The following is a 16,550-nucleotide window of genomic DNA, read 5'->3' as shown; positions in this document are numbered from 1 at the left end:
TACACCTTCTCTGCTATGTGTTGAGGATTTTCTTGATGGCTTGAAATGGGCAAAGGCGCAGGGAGGTTTAAGGGCATTAATGGCGCGCGTTGAGAAAAACTTTTCTGTACTTGATGCTTTTGTGCGTAAAACTCCGTGGTTAGAATATTTGGCAAAAGATCCTCATGTACGTTCTCATACATCTGTTTGTTTGGATATTGTTGATCCAGTTATTACTGCTTTAGAGAGTGAAAAGCGGGTATCTTTTATAAAAGCGTTGGTGAATCGTCTTGATGAGGAGGGGGCTGCTTATGATATTGGTTCGTATCGAGATGCTCCTCCGGGACTGCGAATTTGGACGGGTATAACGATTGAGGCTTCTGATCTTGAAACTTTAACACAATGGCTTGAATGGGCATTTCAAGTTGAAAAAGCCCGACTTTAAGTCGCTCCTAGCGATTTTTATAATGCGTTTTTTCCAGAAAAAAGAATACGGGAGATTATCATAATCTTTTGTATTCTTATATCGTATAAACAATTTGCAAATGCTACATAGATTGTAAAAAACTACGAGAGAGGATGGAAGCTTTGTCAAGTGTTGACGACAAAACTACTAAAAGCGCTCAATTTTTTACTGTTTGTGAAAAAATGACAGATTTAAAATAAAGATGTATTTTATAATCCTAGTATTTTTTTGCCTTTTATTATCGTGAATCTGAAAATTTAATGACTTAAAGATTGGAAAAAAGCTGAAATGAAGAGTCGCACTTGCTCTAAGGTTTCGTTATAAAGAGACATTTGTTTTTGAATGCTGGTTTTATTTGACAAAACGCGACGGAGAAAGTTATGGCCAATGTAGTAGTTGTTGGTACACAATGGGGTGATGAAGGCAAAGGTAAAATTGTAGATTGGCTGTCTGAACGGGCAGATATTGTGGTGAGATATCAAGGGGGGCATAATGCAGGTCATACATTGGTTGTTGATGGGGTTAGTTATAAATTATCGCTTTTACCGTCTGGTTTAGTTCGTGGGAAGTTATCAATTATCGGTAATGGTGTTGTTATTGATCCCCACCATTTTGTAGCAGAATTAAAAAAACTACGTGATCAGGGTGTAAAAATTACTCCAGATATTTTACGTATTGCTGAAAATGCTCCGTTGATTCTTTCTTTGCATCGTGATCTTGATGCAACTCGTGAAGGCAGTTTATCTGGTTTAAAAATTGGTACGACAAAGCGTGGTATTGGTCCAGCTTATGAAGATAAGGTGGGGCGTCGTGCTATCCGTGTGATGGATTTGGCAGAATCTGAAACGCTTATGGCTAAGATCGAACGGCTTTTGGGACATCATAATGCTTTGCGGCGTGGGATGGGTGTTGCAGAGATTGATTCTCAAATGCTTTATGATGAGTTGATGCAAGTAGCGGATGAAATTCTACCTTTTATGGATTGTACGTGGCGTCTTTTAGATGAAAGTTATCGAATGGGAAAGCACGTTCTTTTTGAAGGTGCACAAGGTGCTTTACTCGATAATGATTTTGGAACTTATCCTTATGTGACGTCATCTAACACAGTTTCTGGACAGGCATGTACTGGTTCAGGTATGGGGCCTAGCGCAATTCATTATGTTTTGGGGATTGCAAAAGCTTATACAACACGTGTTGGAGAAGGACCATTTCCAACAGAGCAGATCAATGATATTGGCGAATTTCTTGGGATGCGTGGGTGTGAATTTGGTGTTGTAACGGGTCGAAAACGCCGATGTGGTTGGTTTGATGCTGTCTTAGTACGACAGATGGTAACGGTTTGTGGTGTTCAGGGGATAGCGCTGACAAAGCTTGATGTTTTGGATGGTTTGGATGAAATTAAAGTTTGTATTGGTTATGAGCTTAATGGTAAAAAAATTGATTATTTACCCTCTTCCATGGGAGCTCAAGCCCGTGTAAAACCTATTTATGAAACATTAGAAGGTTGGAAAGAAGCAACGGCACATGCGTTGAGATGGGAGGATTTACCGGTGCAGGCTGTCAAATATATACGCTATATTGAAGAACAGATTAACACAAAGGTGGCTTTATTATCCACAAGCCCTGAGCGTGAAGATACGATCCTTATTACTGATCCTTTTCAAATTAATCATTATTTATGATTTCTATACCGTTTTTTCTGTGTTTTTCTACCAAGAGAGTTTTAAGAGCAAAGGAGAGAAAAGTATAAAATAGCATTGTTTATTTTTCACATTCATTTTAAATTATTACGATAGTTGTATCGATATAAATGGCAATCAATTTAGAAGGTTAAAATGAGGGCATTTTTAGCTTTATGGTTGGGATTTCTTTTTTCAGTCTGAGAAAGACATAGACGATATGGTAGATTTCGTTGGAATCTTAAAAAAGGCAATTAATGCGCAGAGTCATGGTACACCACAAGTGCGTAAGCGGATTTATAAACGGGCTATCGAAACACTAGAACATCAGTTTGTAGCAGCAAAAGTACCACACGCAATAGTAGATGAGCAGAGAAAGATTTTACAAAGTGCCATTGCAACTGTTGAAGAAGAGTATTTAGCAGTTGAAAAAAAGTTGCTTTCTTCAGTAATTGGATGGAATCCTACACACAGTGGTGAAGATGACAAGCACATACAAAGTTCCCTATTGCCGCAGAATGATGTGCTTTCAGAGGTAGAAACAAAAGAAAGACAGGGGTCTGTTATAAGTTCAAAGGACAAAAAGGCGCTTAATAAGCCTTATGTACCAGTTATGCCAGATGCAGAGCCTGTCAATATGAAAGCTGATTTTCCTTCTCAACATATTGATGACGATATATTAAAAGTTCCCCTTTTAACTTCTTCCTCGCAAGGAGATAATCCGCACATTGTTTCGCATATTTTTTCTCAGGCTTTGCGTCGTGCTCATCGGTCGTCGATGCAAAAGCGTATTGTGATAAGTACTGCTGCTTTTGCTAGTTTTGTTGTTTTAACTGCTGGTATTTGTTTCGTTGGGGGGCGTGTGTTTGTATCAGATGATTACGAGTTGACGGGGCAAAATCTTCAAGTTTCTCATGCATTACCAAAGGCAATGTCAGTTAACCAAAAGTTAACGAAACGCTTATTAGAGGATGGAAGCGAAGTTGATGTTGGTTTAGATAAAACAGCAGATTCTTCGAATAAAGAAGGAACTTCAACAGTTGTTGCGAATAATATGCAATTACCTGAGCAACTAGGTGAAGCTGTTTTTTATCAAGCGCGTACAAATTCTGATACAGAAAAAGTGGCGACAGGGAGTGCTCGTTGGACGCTTATAAAGGAGTCTCGTGTAAAGGGGGCTCCAGAAGAATCAGCTATACAAGGTGATATAACAATTCCAGATGAAGGGTTATCATTGCGGTTAATTTTACGCCGTAATACCGATATGTCTTTTCCTGCTGCCTACATGATGGATCTTATTTTTATTCCTTCTGATAAATTTTCAGGTCAAGCTATAAGTAATGTTCAAGCATTAACTTTTAAAGCAAGTGAACAATCCATTGGACAGGCTTTAACAAGGGCTGTTGCAGCGAAGATTGACGATGATTTTTTTCTTGTTGCTTTGAGTGGCAATCGTCCATTTCTTGACCGGAATTTACAATTGATGCGGGAATTAGATTGGGTACGTTTGGTGTTAACTGATAAAAACGGGCGTATCAATGAATTAACCTTTGCAAAAGGGCCAACAGGTGAGTCTATTTTTAATGAAGTTATTGGACAATGGCTTGCGCAACCAGATAAGCTCACAGTTCTTGGTCAGAAAAAATAAAACATCAATGTAAGTAATGCATAAAACTCTATAAAGAACCCCTTCTCTCAAAAGGATTCTTGTTAACCGGTCCAAGAGCATAAAGCCAATACAGCTTTCTTCTTATCAAGAACATGCAACAAATTGAATTTATATCTAATTTTGTAAGCTCTACACTTAACTTTGGGATAAAGCAGAAGCTTGGATAGAATTTTGTACTTTTTCAAATGCACGCATTTCAATTTGTCTGACGCGTTCACGACTGATATTAAATTCACTTGAGAGCTCTTCTAGCGTTAATGGTTTATCGCTTAAACGACGAGCTTTAAATATACGCTTTTCACGTTCATTCAGATTATCCATAGCATTTATAAGCATGGAACGACGATTTTCCAATTCACTTTGTTCAATCAAAGCCTGTTCCTGATTGTCGGAGTCATCCACCAACCAATCTTGCCATTCACCGTTTTCCCCTTCTTTTGTGCGAAGAGGTGCATTAAGTGAAGTGTCACCACCAAGTCGGCGGTTCATAGAAACAACTTCATCTTCTGTGACATTTAATTGGGTTGCAATTTCTTTTACTTGTTCCGCGTTAAGATCGCCACTGTCAAGGGCTTGAAGTCTACTTTTTAATTTACGAAGATTGAAAAACAAACGCTTTTGATTAGCGGTTGTTCCCATTTTTACCAAACTCCAAGACCGCAATACATATTCTTGAATTGATGCCTTAATCCACCATATTGCATAGGTTGCAAGACGGAAACCGCGTTCCGGCTCGAAACGCTTAACAGCCTGCATAAGTCCAACATTGCCTTCTGAAATGACTTCCCCAATAGGCAGCCCATAGCCTCGATATCCCATGGCGATTTTGGCGACAAGGCGCAAGTGACTGGTTACCAGTTTATGCGCAGCTTTTAAATCATTATGTTTACGATAACGCTGAGCCAGCATGTACTCTTCCTTTGGCTCAAGCATTGGAAAACGACGTACTTCTTCTAAGTAACGATTCAATCCTCCGTCACCTGTTGTGACTGATAGCAGATTCATATGGGCCATAAAGCACCCTCCTTTTGTATGAATTCCCTCATAAGGCAAATTCTTCTTCTAGATATTATAAACATCTTTTCAACTCTATCCTAGCATAATTTTCAAATTTGTTCAAAAAGAGATATCTATTGTGAAATCCTGATACGGAAAAAAGTTTCAATTTATTTTTTAAAATGCTTGATAAGTTCAGCCATATCTTGAGGGAGCGGTGAAGAAAAAGACATAATTTGGCTTGTCGTAGGGTGTTCAAAAGTAAGGCTAGCGGCATGGAGTGCTTGACGTTTGAATTGATCGATTGCGTTTTTAATGCTGGGATTAAGCATATTTGATTTTGTTCTAAAAGCATTTCCATAAACAGTATCACCTATAAGCGGGTGTCCAATATGAGCCATATGAACACGAATTTGATGCGTGCGTCCAGTTTCCAAACGACATTCCAGAAGACTGGCAAAAGGGGGGGTATTTGCACAGGTTCTATATTTTTCAAGGAGAGAAAAATGTGTAACAGCATGGCGTGCATGAGTATTTTGATTATGAACGACAGCTTGCTTTGTTCGGTTATGGGGAGAACGACCAAGAGGGGCATCAATTGTCCAAACATCACGACTAGGAGATCCCCAAATCAAGGCGTAATAACGCCGATCTAATGCGCAGGTCCGTCCATGGTCAGAAAATTGGGCACTGAGACTTTTGTGAGCGAGATCATTTTTGGCAACAACCATAACTCCACTTGTGTTTTTATCGAGACGATGGACAATACCAGGGCGCTTAACACCGCCGATACCAGACAAACTGTTCCCGCAGTGATAGATAAGAGCGTTAACCAATGTGCCAGTCCAATTACCATTGCCGGGATGAACAACAAGACCAGCTGGTTTATTGATGACAATAACATGATCATCTTCAAAAAGAATGTCCAAAGCAATGGATTCACCACTAGGTTCTGCATCACGAAGGACTGGCATTGTCAATTCAATGATTTGATTGGGTCTTAATTTTGTTTTTGGTTCCTTTATGAGTTGACCATCAACTTTAAGATAGCCTTCACGGATGAGGATTTGTAGGCGTGAACGTGACAGCGCATTATGGTATTGTTTAGCAAGCCACTGATCGAGTCGTTGCCCAAGAGCATCTTCATCCGTTATTTGCTGTGTGATCATATAATTCCTATTAAGCTTTTAATAAGATTCTTTTACCAATATGAAATTGCTTTGGTATCGAGAAATTCTTTAATTCCCCAGTGACCACCTTCACGAGCACGTCCAGAAAATTTTACGCCTCCAAAGTAACTCCCACTAGGCAACCCATGTCCGTTAATTTCTACCATACCGGACCGTACTTGCGCTGCGATACGACGACATTTGCTACGATCTTGTGATTGTATATAGTTTGTAAGACCATATTCAGTGTCATTGGCGAGTGCTACCGCTTCATCTTCTGTATTAAAGGAAAGAATTGAGAGGACTGGACCAAAGATTTCTTCTCTGAAAATACGCATATGAGGTTTCACATCAGCAAAAACTGTAGGGCGTACATAATAACCGCATTCCATTCCCATTGGTAAACCAGTTCCACCTGCAACAAGAGTTGCACCTTCATCAATTCCGGATTGGATAAGATCTTGAATTTTGTCGTATTGTTGTTTTGAAACTACGGGACCAATATGATTTCCTGCTTGATGGCTTGGTCCCACTTGTGTCTGTTCGGCAATCTCTTTAGCTGTTTGGATAGCTCTGTCATAGAGGGCTTGTTCCACAAGCATACGGGTTGGTGCATTACAGCTTTGTCCACTGTTATAAAAGCAGTGTCGTACTCCACGTTGAATAGCGTCTGTATCGGCATCAGCAAAGATGATATTAGCGCCTTTACCTCCAAGTTCCAGACAGACCCGTTTTAAAGTATTGCTGGCATTTTTAGAAATATCTTTTCCAGCTCTGGTTGATCCGGTGAAACTAATCATTTCGAGATCTGGATGAGCAGAGAGGTAAGAGCCAACATTGGCACCATCACCATTGATTAAGTTAAAAACACCGGCAGGCAAAGCAGCTTCATCTAAAATTTCAGCAAAGAGCATAGCAGAAAGAGGAGCAATTTCAGAAGGTTTTAACACCATTGTGCAGCCAGCTAAGAGAGCAGGGATGACTTTAAGTGTTACTTGGTTCATAGGCCAATTCCATGGAGTAATGAGTCCTACAATGCCGATGGGATCATAATGAAGAATTGCTTGTTCATTTCCTTCTATTAAAACTTCTTGGAATGAAAACTCTTTATAAGCTTTGATAAAGTTGCGAATATGAGAACTGCCGGTTGCTGTTTGTGCATTGAGTGCCATATCAATCGGTGCCCCCATTTCCATTGAAATGGTTTTTGCCATATCTTCCGAGCGTTTTTCGTAGATTTCTAAAATTTTTTCAACGAAACCAAGACGTTCACTAGGCTGGGTTGTTTTCCAAGTTTGAAAAGCTGCTTTAGCAGCGTTAATTGCTTTGTCTGCATCTTTTACGCTACCAAGGCTAATGACAGCACAAGCTTCTTCTGTCGATGGATCAATGACGTGTAGATCGTGAGGAGTGCTTGGATCATCCCATAGACCGTTGATATAAAATTTCCGCTTATTAAACATGAACATTCCCTCATTTTTCTCTTTGTTATATTGTTAAATTTTATCCTATTTGATCCTTTTTAAACAAGAATAACAAGGATAATTTTATCAAAGCAAGAAATTGATTTATTTTTATGACAACAAAGCACGGAGAATTGAAAGAGCACTTATCATACTAATTGTGTGTATTATTGTCCTCATCATTTTTATGAAAGAAGCAGGAAAGAGAATAATTGACAGTTTTTTATCAGAGAGTTTTCTTCAAAATAAAGAGAGTATAGCTTTATGACATCATGAATTTTGTAATTTACTCAGTGTTTACGGAAACAATCTCATGAAAAGGAATTATGGCATTATTTTTTGTTAAAAAGTGACAGCCAGCAAAAGGTTATTAACCTTCATGCTATAGTCTCTATGTATTCTTTTTGAAGAGGTAATTGTTTTCATTATTATAAGTTTGTTGGGTATCATGCATAATTCGAAAAAAAAATCTGTTTCTACGCCTTCTTTTTCTGATGAGAATCCACAAAGTGCATCAGAAGGAAATACATCTACTAAGATTGTTGAGATATTTCCTTATCCGGAAGTATGGAAGAAGGCGTTTGCTTTGGGGCAGAATGTGCGTTTTACGCGAACACCAGAAGTTGAAATTTTACGTCGTCGAATAGAAGCAGATCCAATTTTTGCAAAACAGTTTAAAATTTTTACAAAGCAAGAGCAAAAAAATCTTACAAACATTACACATACACACAAAAAACCAAAAAATCTCTCATCAACAAAAAGAGTCATTAATTCTCAATCGATAGAGAATAAAGCGTCAATTTGTCATTCAGCGGTTTTGAAGCAATTATCACGGCAAGCTGTTAGTACGCCGCTTGAGAAAGATACAGAGAAACATAAATTACAAGTAGAAAAAGTGGTGAAAAAAATAAAACCTGTTTTTCATCTTTCTGATGATGCATTTTTTGAGTGTGAATCCTTTATGCTAGAACAAGTTGATGTTCAAATTTCAGGAGAGGATTTGTCAATTGATCGCATGAATAATGAGATTACATCCGATACGCCTTCTGCCTTTGAGGAATCCATTACTGCTCTCTACCGTGTTCTTGAATACCGCTTTCCACAATTTTACGATTCAATTACAGCAGAAACTCCAGTGGGAGGGAGTCGGGAAAGAGAGCAAATTTCTGATTTAATGCATGCAAAGAATCATATTGTTAAAGAAAATCAAGAGTGTCATTCTAAGCTTGTTGTTAAAGACTCTTCTGATAGGTTAAGCGATGGAGAGGCTCCTATAGAAACCAAAAATACGAGCAATATTACTTGCTCTACATCAAAAAATATCACAAAGAACTCAAAAGATTTTTCTGTAATGAAACCAAAAGGCAAATCATTACGATCTGCGAGCACGTCGTTAAGCAATTATAATTCCGCTTTTAGGTCAAATGTTCAATCTTTTGATGATGCTACTTATGAATTTCCTCCAATCAATTTATTGCAGGAACCTGTTTTTCATGAAGGCACGGTGATTCCACAGGAAACATTAGAACGCGGTGCTGGACTTTTAGAAAGTGTTTTGGAAGATTTTGGCATTAAGGGTGAAATTATCCATGTTCATCCAGGACCAGTGGTGACAATGTACGAGTTTGAGCCTGCTGCTGGAGTAAAATCATCGCGAGTCATTAATCTTTCTGATGATATTGCGCGTTCTATGTCTGCTATTTCTACACGCGTAGCTGTCATTCCTGGACGCAATGTTATTGGAATTGAGTTGCCAAATGCGGTTCGTGAAACCGTTTATTTACGAGAATTAATCCAAACAAATTCTTTTCGCGAAAGCCAATTTAAACTCGCTCTTGCTTTAGGGAAGGGGATTAATGGTGAACCGGTCATTGCAGAATTGGCAAAAATGCCTCATTTATTGGTTGCAGGAACAACAGGATCGGGAAAATCCGTTGCAATTAATACAATGATTTTGTCGATTCTTTATCGCATGACACCAAAGCAGTGCCGTTTGATCATGGTTGACCCTAAAATGTTAGAACTCTCTGTTTATGATGGTATTCCTCATCTTTTAACGCCTGTTGTGACGGATCCGCAAAAAGCTGTCACAGCTTTAAAATGGGCGGTTCGTGAAATGGAAGAGCGTTACCGAAAAATGGCTAAGTTAGGTGTGCGTAATATTGATGGTTTTAATGCCCGTGTTGCCCTTGCAGCACAAAAAGGCGAAACGATTATGTGTACTGTACAATCGGGTTTTGATAAGGAAAGTGGGGAAATACTGTATCATGAAGAAGCTATGGATTTAACGCAGCTTCCTTATATTGTTGTGATTGTTGATGAGATGGCTGATCTCATGATGGTAGCAGGGAAAGAAATTGAAAATGCCATTCAGCGCTTGGCACAAATGGCGCGTGCAGCGGGAATCCATCTTATTATGGCCACACAACGTCCTTCTGTTGATGTCATCACTGGTACGATTAAAGCAAATTTTCCGACTCGTATTTCTTTTCAGGTTACATCGAAAATAGATAGCCGTACAATTTTGGGAGAACAAGGAGCTGAAACACTATTGGGGCAAGGAGATATGCTTCATATGGCAGGTGGTGGACGTATTGTACGCGTTCATGGGCCTTTTGTTTCTGACGAAGAAGTTGAATCCGTTGTGGCACATCTTAAAATGCAAGGAAAGCCTGATTATTTAGCAACGGTAACGGATAGTGAAGACGAGAACAAAGAAGATGAGTTGGCCGCTTCAGTTTCTGGAGTTTCAAAGGAAGAAAAACTTAATGAAGATGGTGAAGAACTTTATATGCAAGCTGTAAAGATTGTTATGCGTGATAAAAAATGTTCAACATCTTATATTCAACGCAGGCTTGCAATCGGTTATAATAAGGCAGCTTCTCTCGTTGAGCTCATGGAAGAAAGAGGCGTTGTTGGAGCTGCTAATCATGTAGGGAAACGTGAAATTTTACTCAATGAGTACACGTAGTAAGCAAGACAATTTTGAGAATATATGGCTTTAAAAATGCCTCACGATCGTTATTTTAATGGTTAATGCTTGCTTTATGTTATGAGAGCGGGGGGGCTGTATTTGTTTTTAAACTGTGGAATATTGAAAATATTGAATGGGGAGAGCCAAAATAGAAGCGATATTTTGTATTAAGGTTATTGGTAGGTAGCATAAATACAAAGAAGGGTTGGAGATGTCTTTTACATTTTTAGATTATCTGGAATGTGAAGAAATTAAACAAGCCTTCATGCGAGGACAGAGAGCTTTTGTTCTTTCCTCTGATTGCAACAATCTTCTTTGGTCCAATGGAGCCGCGGCGTATTTTTTTGGTTTTTCTTCTATAGTGGATATGATGAAAGACCGGTCTTTTTTAGACAAAGTGGAGCATCATAAAATATTGAAGAGTGCTCAATGTGCACGTTCTGTTGCATTAGATGGTTTAAAGCATACTGCTGAATTTTCTGTAGTCTCTGTTGATATTATTGGTTTAGGCGAGGCATTTTTATTAGAAGCTTCTCTGGAAGAGGAAGAGATTTCTCTTATCGCTGGCTTGGATGATGCAACAATATCCGTCGCAATAATTGATGAACATGCAACAATATTAGAGGCTTCCTCTCATTTTTCTTTTGTTGATGAAACAATCCAAATTCTACTACAGACAATTGATCATGAAAAGCCAGTCAAAACCATTTTATCCATAGCGGGTGTTTATACACAAGTTGGTATTATTCGTTTAGAAATAAGACCAGCAAGTTTTTTGGTTTTATGCATGCCATTAAAAGCGGAAGAGTTGAAGAGTAAACAGGAGCTTTTTCATTTTAGGGCGGAACTTTTACCACAACGGTTTACTTGGAGAATGGATAAAAATGGACGATTTTGTGATGTTTCAAAAGAGTTAGCTGAAATTGTTGGACCTCTATCGTCTTCTATTTTAAGGTCTGATTTTTGTGAACTTACCAAGAGATTTAGTGATGAGCGGTATCAACTCTTAAGCGGCTTTATTGAAGCGGCTGTACCTTGGAGTAAATGGACTGTTCAATGGCCTATTGATAATTATCCAGATTGGCTTGATGTTGAATTATCTGCTGTGCCAATTTTTGATAACAAACAACGGCTTGAGGGATTTTATGGCTTTGGTATTTTGAAAAAGCAAGAAAAGGGACAAGAGAAAAAGGATGAGAATCTGGAGAAAAAACCACCAAGTCTTTCAGAGATAGAGCGTTCAGCATTTCGTGAAATTGCACAACGGTTGCGTGGAGAATTGGATTCATCGGTAGGATGTGATCATTTGGTTAAGGAGACAGCTGTTTTGTTGCCAAGCACACAGACATTCCCAGAAAATATTATAGAACAAACTCTCATAAAAGAACCAGCAGTTGTTTTATCATTATTGGATACAGCAACGGATGGCATTTTTTGGTTGGATGGACAGGGGGATATTCGAGCGGCAAGCAGTGCTGCTTTGACATTAACTGGCTATGAAATCAACGAATTACTGGCACAGCCATTATCATCATTATTGACTTTGCAAAGTCGATTTTTATTTGAAAAATATTTTAAGTTGATCCGTGTGAAAGAAAAAAATCAGGTTTTTCATTGCGGTAAGAGAGCAAAACTCGTGACGAAAAGTCATAAAAATATAACGGTTTCTATGACGATTGTACCTTTGGCACGACAAGATAATTATGCTGTTATATTGCATAATATGACAGGGGTAATTCTACCAGTAGATAAAAAAGTAAAAGAGAATCAAATGGTTGGAGTGATTCATGAAATACGAACACCTTTAAATGCTCTCATTGGTTTTGCAGAAATTATGAAAGATGGCCGTTTTGGTCTGATAGACAATGAGCGGTATCGTGGATACTTACGCGATATTATCTCATCTGGAAAACATATATTATCGCTGGTTAATCAATTACTAGAATGCTCGAAAGTAAATTATTCTAGCTCAAATAACAAGATTAATATGTCCGCGGAAGCGTTTGATGTGATATCTTGTTTACGTGCCAGTATGGCTTTTCTTGAAACACAGGCTAATCATAATGGCATTATGATGCGTATTGCTGCTCCATCTCATGTGCCATTTATTCGTGTGTCGCAACAGATATTTCGGCAAATTATATGGAATCTTCTTTCCAATGCCATCCGTTTTACACCATCAGGCGGACAAATTATTGTTCACGTTTCTTATGGAAAAAAAGAGCGCGTAAAGATTTCAGTAAGTGATAACGGTGTTGGGATGAGTGATGAAGAGATTATACAAGCACTGCAACCCTATGGACAGGTAGAGCGCAAAGATGGACGTTCTGGCGACAGCGCTTTTGTTGGAACAGGTTTAGGTCTCCCGATGTGTAAGGCAATGGTAGAAGAAAGTGGTGGTCAATTTTTGTTATTTTCAAAACCGAATCATGGAACAACTGTGGAAATGTTTTTTCCAGTGTCCCATGAGTCAAATGTTCCATGAGTCAAATCACGCATAAGTTTATTTTTTCTTGGCTAAAAGATCTCTAATTTCTGACAGAAGTTGTTCTTCTAGAGACATTTTTTTTAAACTTTCCTCTTCTTCTTGTTTTCGACGGAGCTTATTCATAGCTTTAACAAATAGAAAAAGGACCCAAGCAATAATGAGGAAATTAATAAGTAAAGTTATAAAGTTGCCGTAGCTAATGGTTGCTCCCACTGCTTTAGCGGCACTCAATGTAGCTTGTTTCTCACCAGCAAGCTGAAGAAACATATTAGAAAAGTCAATTCCACCGGTAATAAGCCCAATAATTGGCATAAAAATATCGTTGACAATTGAATTGACCAAACCACCAAAAGCCCCTCCTATAATCACACCGATGGCGAGATCAATCATATTACCTTTTAAAGCAAATTCTTTGAATTCTTTAAGCATTGCGTCTTCCCCTTTATGTATGCGACAGATGCTCATTTTAATTATCGCTTTTGATCAAAAAGAAAAGGGCAGTTTTTATTTTCTTGGTAGGTATTATATTATAATACGAAAATTCTTTTTTGAAAATATTATGAGATATTTAAAAATTAACAAAGGTCATTGTTTGACTTCATATAAAAGAATATCGCATAGAGTGCAGAATGATAAAACGCTTTTTTAAAGCTGTATTGACTCTCCTTTTAAGCTAGAAATGAAAAATTGTGGTTGAGTTATAATATCGTTTCAAGCTTTTTATAATAAAATTTAAGAAAAGTGCTTCACTGCACAATATGAACAATTGTAAAAAAAAGAACATTTTTTTAAAGCAGAAGAATCTTTTTTGATCAATATTCATAAAGAGTATGAGCGATAATGTTATAAACTCTTTTGCCAGTGGGATTTGCATTCTTGTTTGAATAGCATGCCATCTCTTATGAAAGGTTATGTATGTCAAAAAGAAAGTTTGTGCGAGATGTAAGGGGGCGTTTTTATGTTGTGGAGAAAAATAAATGAATTTTTTTCGTTGTATTGGTCGTTCTGCTTTATTTATGTTGGATCCAGAACATGCACACCGTTTAGCCATTATTGGTCTGAAAAGTGGATTGAACAGGTATAAAAAGATCGTTGATAAGCGTTTAGGTGTGACTGTTGCGGGGCTTGAGTTTGAAAATTTTGTTGGTCTTGCTGCGGGTTTTGATAAAAATGCAGAAGTTGTTGATGCTGTTTTTCAATTAGGATTTGGTTTTACTGAAATTGGTACAGTAACGCCGAAGCCTCAGGAAGGAAACCCTAAACCACGGCTTTTTCGCTTAAAAGAAGATGAAGCGATTATTAATAGAATGGGATTCAATAATGATGGGCATCACGTTGTTTACAGCAGACTTTGTGCATGTAAACACCTTGGTATTGTAGGAATCAATATTGGTGCCAATAAGGATACAGTTGATAAGATTAACGATTATACTGCTGGTATTGCTCATTTTTATGATGTTTCGGATTATTTTACGATTAATATTTCTTCACCTAATACGCCGGGGTTACGCGCTTTACAAGCGCGTGACAGTTTGCATCTTTTGATGAATGCAATTTCGCAGGCGCGCAATGAGCAAAAGAAAAAACATGGATTTTCCGTTCCCATTTTTTTAAAAATTGCCCCTGATTTATCAGAAAAAGAATTGGATGATATTGCTGAAGAAATGAAGTCTTCTGATTTTGATGGGCTCATTGTTTCTAATACCACTCTTTCACGCCAAGGAGTTAACAATAGTTTTCTCAGTAGTGAGGAAGGGGGGCTTTCTGGACATCCACTCTTTGAGCGCTCTACCATTGTGCTTGCAAAAATGCGTCAAAAATTAGGTAAGGAGATAGCAATTATTGGCGTTGGTGGTGTAAGGGATGCACAAACGGCTTTGGAAAAAGTTAAAGCTGGTGCAGATTTGATTCAATTATATAGTGGGATGGTTTATGAGGGACCAGACCTTGCTGTCACTATTCTGAAAGAGATTTTGCAGTGTATGCAGCAAGATGGGGTTGAGAGCATAAAAGCTTATCGTGATCATAGTGTTGAGTATTGGGCAAAGCGTGCGCTTCCTTTATAAAAAACTCTTTTTTTTGATAAAAAATGCGGGATTTTTTTAAAGGGGCTTGCAAACTCTTTTGATCTTCCTTATGTCACACAGAAAGAGAATGAGTATTTACGAAATAGTAAACACTTGTGATGCATTAAGTTTTTATGCGGTTGTAGCTCAGTTGGTTAGAGCGCTGGTTTGTGGCACCAGAGGTCGTAGGTTCAAATCCCACCAACCGTACCATGTTTAACATAATAGTCTCTTTTATTCCGTGGAGTATTTACTCTTGGGTTATCAATGGAAACGTTTTAACTCTGGTCGAACGCTCTCTCATCTTAACTGTGACTTTATTGTCCATTATTGCTGTGAATATTAAAATTGTCCGACAGGGGGAACCAGTGATGATTACTAACATTCTGACAGTTATTGTCCTGTTTGTTAATTATTTCGCTGGATGGTCTACATTTTTACTGAACTACCCCACAGTTTTTTGCTATCTGTCACTTGCTCTGGTTTCATTGATTAGCTTGCTGGTAAAGAAACCCTTTACCATTTTTTATGCCAGTGCTGGTGTTTCTGAAGAAAAACGCAAACATATCCTATTTTATCTCATCAATAAATATATTACATGGATTTGGGTAATCATCTTTTTTGCCAATGGTCTTCTAGTGGCTTTTTTTGCATGGACCCCCCAGCTTTTGTGGGGCACTATGGGTTTAATTTGTGTTGGTATTCTTTTTTCTAAATATTTTCCTAACATCATACAATATTTTTATCGTGTCAAACATCATGGAGCATAATATGTCATTGTTTAACATTCTGACTGGAACTCCTTTATGGGCCTAGATTTTGCTTATTTTTCTCATCGCGAGGGGAATAATCGCATTGAAAGATAGGGAAATGAAGGTTAACCGCCTTTTTCTATTGCCGTTAGTCTTTCTTTTTTTGGGCGCAAGCGATGTGATTAAAGAGCTGGCGTTCCCGCGCTGGGGAGCAATCTCAATGTTGGCAGGGCTGATGATCGGCGTTGGCGTTGGCTGGTTGCTCTGGCGTGCCACTCCGCGTTTAAAAATCAAAGAGGGAACGGATTTAATTATTCTGCCTAGTACGCGGTTGACGCTGACATTTATTCTTATCGCTTTTGTCATCAAATTCACATTGATTGTTTTTCTCAAGATTGAACCTGATTTGAAATATGCATTTGATTTTAACCTTCTTTTTGGTCTTTTAAGTGGGTTCACTGGTGGTGTGTTGTGGGGCGGCACATTAAATTTATATACAACATTTCGAAAGAATTCAAATTAATCCCTATACCATTAGCTGTGGGTGCTTCCCATTAGAACTATCTCAATAGAAGCTTATACCTAACAACAACGCTGCATACAAATGCAGCGTTGCCTCGTAGTTTCAGATTTTTTTATCCCAGCGCGTGAATACGTGACGGAAGTGATATATCTGACTATGCCCCCTTTGGGGGCAGAGCGAGCCTAAAGGTTTAGAATGCTATGAGTTTAAGCTAGCTGGACTTTGAGAAGATGGTTTATCGCTAATGATAAATCATTTTGTTTTACGATTCAAAAAGAGGATAGTGATGGTCTCATTGGCGTAGGTGGGCAAGAAAACTCTTAGCT

At 38.3% G+C, this 16,550-nt stretch carries 11 protein-coding genes, 1 tRNA gene and 1 pseudogene; 9 read left to right on the top strand and 4 right to left on the bottom strand.

Translation table 11 applies throughout. From position 1 onward, the window contains the following. From J7R12_RS04190 to J7R12_RS04180, 3 genes and pseudogenes are all read left to right on the top strand, one after another. Positions 1-424: pseudogene (locus tag J7R12_RS04190) on the top strand (phosphoserine transaminase); the annotation flags it as partial. 401 nt (positions 425-825) lie between these two features. Beyond that, positions 826-2,127 carry an adenylosuccinate synthase gene (locus tag J7R12_RS04185; RefSeq protein ID WP_126602681.1) on the top strand — a complete coding sequence of 434 codons (1,302 nt, stop codon included), beginning with the start codon at positions 826-828 and terminating at the stop codon, positions 2,125-2,127. A 217-nt stretch (positions 2,128-2,344) separates the two neighbouring features. Beyond that, positions 2,345-3,772: a hypothetical protein gene (locus tag J7R12_RS04180; protein WP_126602683.1), complete on the top strand. Its 1,428-nt coding sequence runs from the start codon at positions 2,345-2,347 to the stop codon at positions 3,770-3,772. 156 nt (positions 3,773-3,928) lie between these two features. Here the strand turns inward: J7R12_RS04180 and rpoH are convergent, their stop codons facing one another. The 3 genes from rpoH to J7R12_RS04165 all read right to left on the bottom strand — a co-directional run bounded on the left by rpoH (position 3,929) and on the right by J7R12_RS04165 (position 7,421). Next, positions 3,929-4,807 carry an RNA polymerase sigma factor RpoH gene (gene rpoH, locus J7R12_RS04175; protein ID WP_126602685.1) on the bottom strand — a complete coding sequence of 293 codons (879 nt, stop codon included), beginning with the start codon at positions 4,805-4,807 and terminating at the stop codon, positions 3,929-3,931. A gap of 152 nt (positions 4,808-4,959) precedes the next feature. Then, the gene (locus J7R12_RS04170) at positions 4,960-5,958 is read right to left on the bottom strand and encodes an RluA family pseudouridine synthase (RefSeq protein ID WP_126602687.1); all 999 of its coding nucleotides are present in this window, start codon (positions 5,956-5,958) and stop codon (positions 4,960-4,962) included. Between the two features lie 32 nt (positions 5,959-5,990). Continuing rightward, positions 5,991-7,421, bottom strand: coding sequence for an aldehyde dehydrogenase family protein (locus J7R12_RS04165; protein WP_126602689.1), 1,431 nt, complete (start codon positions 7,419-7,421; stop codon positions 5,991-5,993). Between the two features lie 448 nt (positions 7,422-7,869). Here J7R12_RS04165 and J7R12_RS04160 point away from each other — a divergent pair, with 448 nt between their 5' ends. Next, positions 7,870-10,392, top strand: a complete 2,523-nt coding sequence (locus J7R12_RS04160; RefSeq protein WP_126602691.1) for a DNA translocase FtsK — start codon at positions 7,870-7,872, stop codon at positions 10,390-10,392. A 214-nt stretch (positions 10,393-10,606) separates the two neighbouring features. After that, positions 10,607-12,880: a PAS domain-containing sensor histidine kinase gene (locus J7R12_RS04155; protein ID WP_126602693.1), complete on the top strand. Its 2,274-nt coding sequence runs from the start codon at positions 10,607-10,609 to the stop codon at positions 12,878-12,880. Positions 12,881-12,898: 18 nt separating this feature from the next. Here J7R12_RS04155 and mscL read toward each other — a convergent pair whose 3' ends face one another. After that, complete coding sequence (gene mscL, locus J7R12_RS04150) at positions 12,899-13,312, bottom strand: large conductance mechanosensitive channel protein MscL (protein ID WP_126602695.1); 414 nt, start codon at positions 13,310-13,312, stop codon at positions 12,899-12,901. A 548-nt stretch (positions 13,313-13,860) separates the two neighbouring features. On the opposite strand from mscL, the gene J7R12_RS04145 reads away from it, so the two are divergent. The 4 genes from J7R12_RS04145 to J7R12_RS04130 all read left to right on the top strand — a co-directional run bounded on the left by J7R12_RS04145 (position 13,861) and on the right by J7R12_RS04130 (position 16,224). Beyond that, on the top strand, positions 13,861-14,949 hold the full coding sequence (locus J7R12_RS04145) for a quinone-dependent dihydroorotate dehydrogenase (protein ID WP_126602697.1): 1,089 nt from the start codon (positions 13,861-13,863) through the stop codon (positions 14,947-14,949). A 136-nt stretch (positions 14,950-15,085) separates the two neighbouring features. Next, positions 15,086-15,162: transfer RNA gene (locus J7R12_RS04140), tRNA-His, on the top strand. Between the two features lie 158 nt (positions 15,163-15,320). After that, a complete protein-coding gene (locus tag J7R12_RS04135) occupies positions 15,321-15,719 on the top strand; it encodes a hypothetical protein (protein WP_126602698.1) in 399 nt (132 codons plus the stop codon). 100 nt (positions 15,720-15,819) lie between these two features. Then, on the top strand, positions 15,820-16,224 hold the full coding sequence (locus J7R12_RS04130; RefSeq protein ID WP_234924831.1) for a hypothetical protein: 405 nt from the start codon (positions 15,820-15,822) through the stop codon (positions 16,222-16,224). The last annotated feature ends 326 nt before the right edge of the window (positions 16,225-16,550 follow it).

This window comes from Bartonella vinsonii subsp. vinsonii (assembly GCF_902825235.1).
Taxonomy (GTDB): Bacteria; Pseudomonadota; Alphaproteobacteria; order Rhizobiales; family Rhizobiaceae; genus Bartonella; species Bartonella vinsonii.
The sequence above is the reverse complement of the archived record's forward strand: the minus strand, read 5'-3'. Positions and strand labels throughout refer to the sequence as shown.

Bases quoted from the DNA above. Each gene is read 5' to 3' on its own strand.
- J7R12_RS04185 (WP_126602681.1), top strand. From the start codon at position 826: ATGGCCAATGTAGTAGTTGTTGGTACACAATGGGGTGATGAAGGCAAA.
- J7R12_RS04180 (WP_126602683.1), top strand. From the start codon at position 2,345: ATGGTAGATTTCGTTGGAATCTTAAAAAAGGCAATTAATGCGCAGAGT.
- rpoH (WP_126602685.1), bottom strand. From the start codon at position 4,807: ATGGCCCATATGAATCTGCTATCAGTCACAACAGGTGACGGAGGATTG.
- J7R12_RS04170 (WP_126602687.1), bottom strand. From the start codon at position 5,958: ATGATCACACAGCAAATAACGGATGAAGATGCTCTTGGGCAACGACTC.
- J7R12_RS04165 (WP_126602689.1), bottom strand. From the start codon at position 7,421: ATGTTTAATAAGCGGAAATTTTATATCAACGGTCTATGGGATGATCCA.
- J7R12_RS04160 (WP_126602691.1), top strand. From the start codon at position 7,870: ATGCATAATTCGAAAAAAAAATCTGTTTCTACGCCTTCTTTTTCTGAT.
- J7R12_RS04155 (WP_126602693.1), top strand. From the start codon at position 10,607: ATGTCTTTTACATTTTTAGATTATCTGGAATGTGAAGAAATTAAACAA.
- mscL (WP_126602695.1), bottom strand. From the start codon at position 13,312: ATGCTTAAAGAATTCAAAGAATTTGCTTTAAAAGGTAATATGATTGAT.
- J7R12_RS04145 (WP_126602697.1), top strand. From the start codon at position 13,861: ATGAATTTTTTTCGTTGTATTGGTCGTTCTGCTTTATTTATGTTGGAT.
- J7R12_RS04135 (WP_126602698.1), top strand. From the start codon at position 15,321: ATGATTACTAACATTCTGACAGTTATTGTCCTGTTTGTTAATTATTTC.
- J7R12_RS04130 (WP_234924831.1), top strand. From the start codon at position 15,820: ATGAAGGTTAACCGCCTTTTTCTATTGCCGTTAGTCTTTCTTTTTTTG.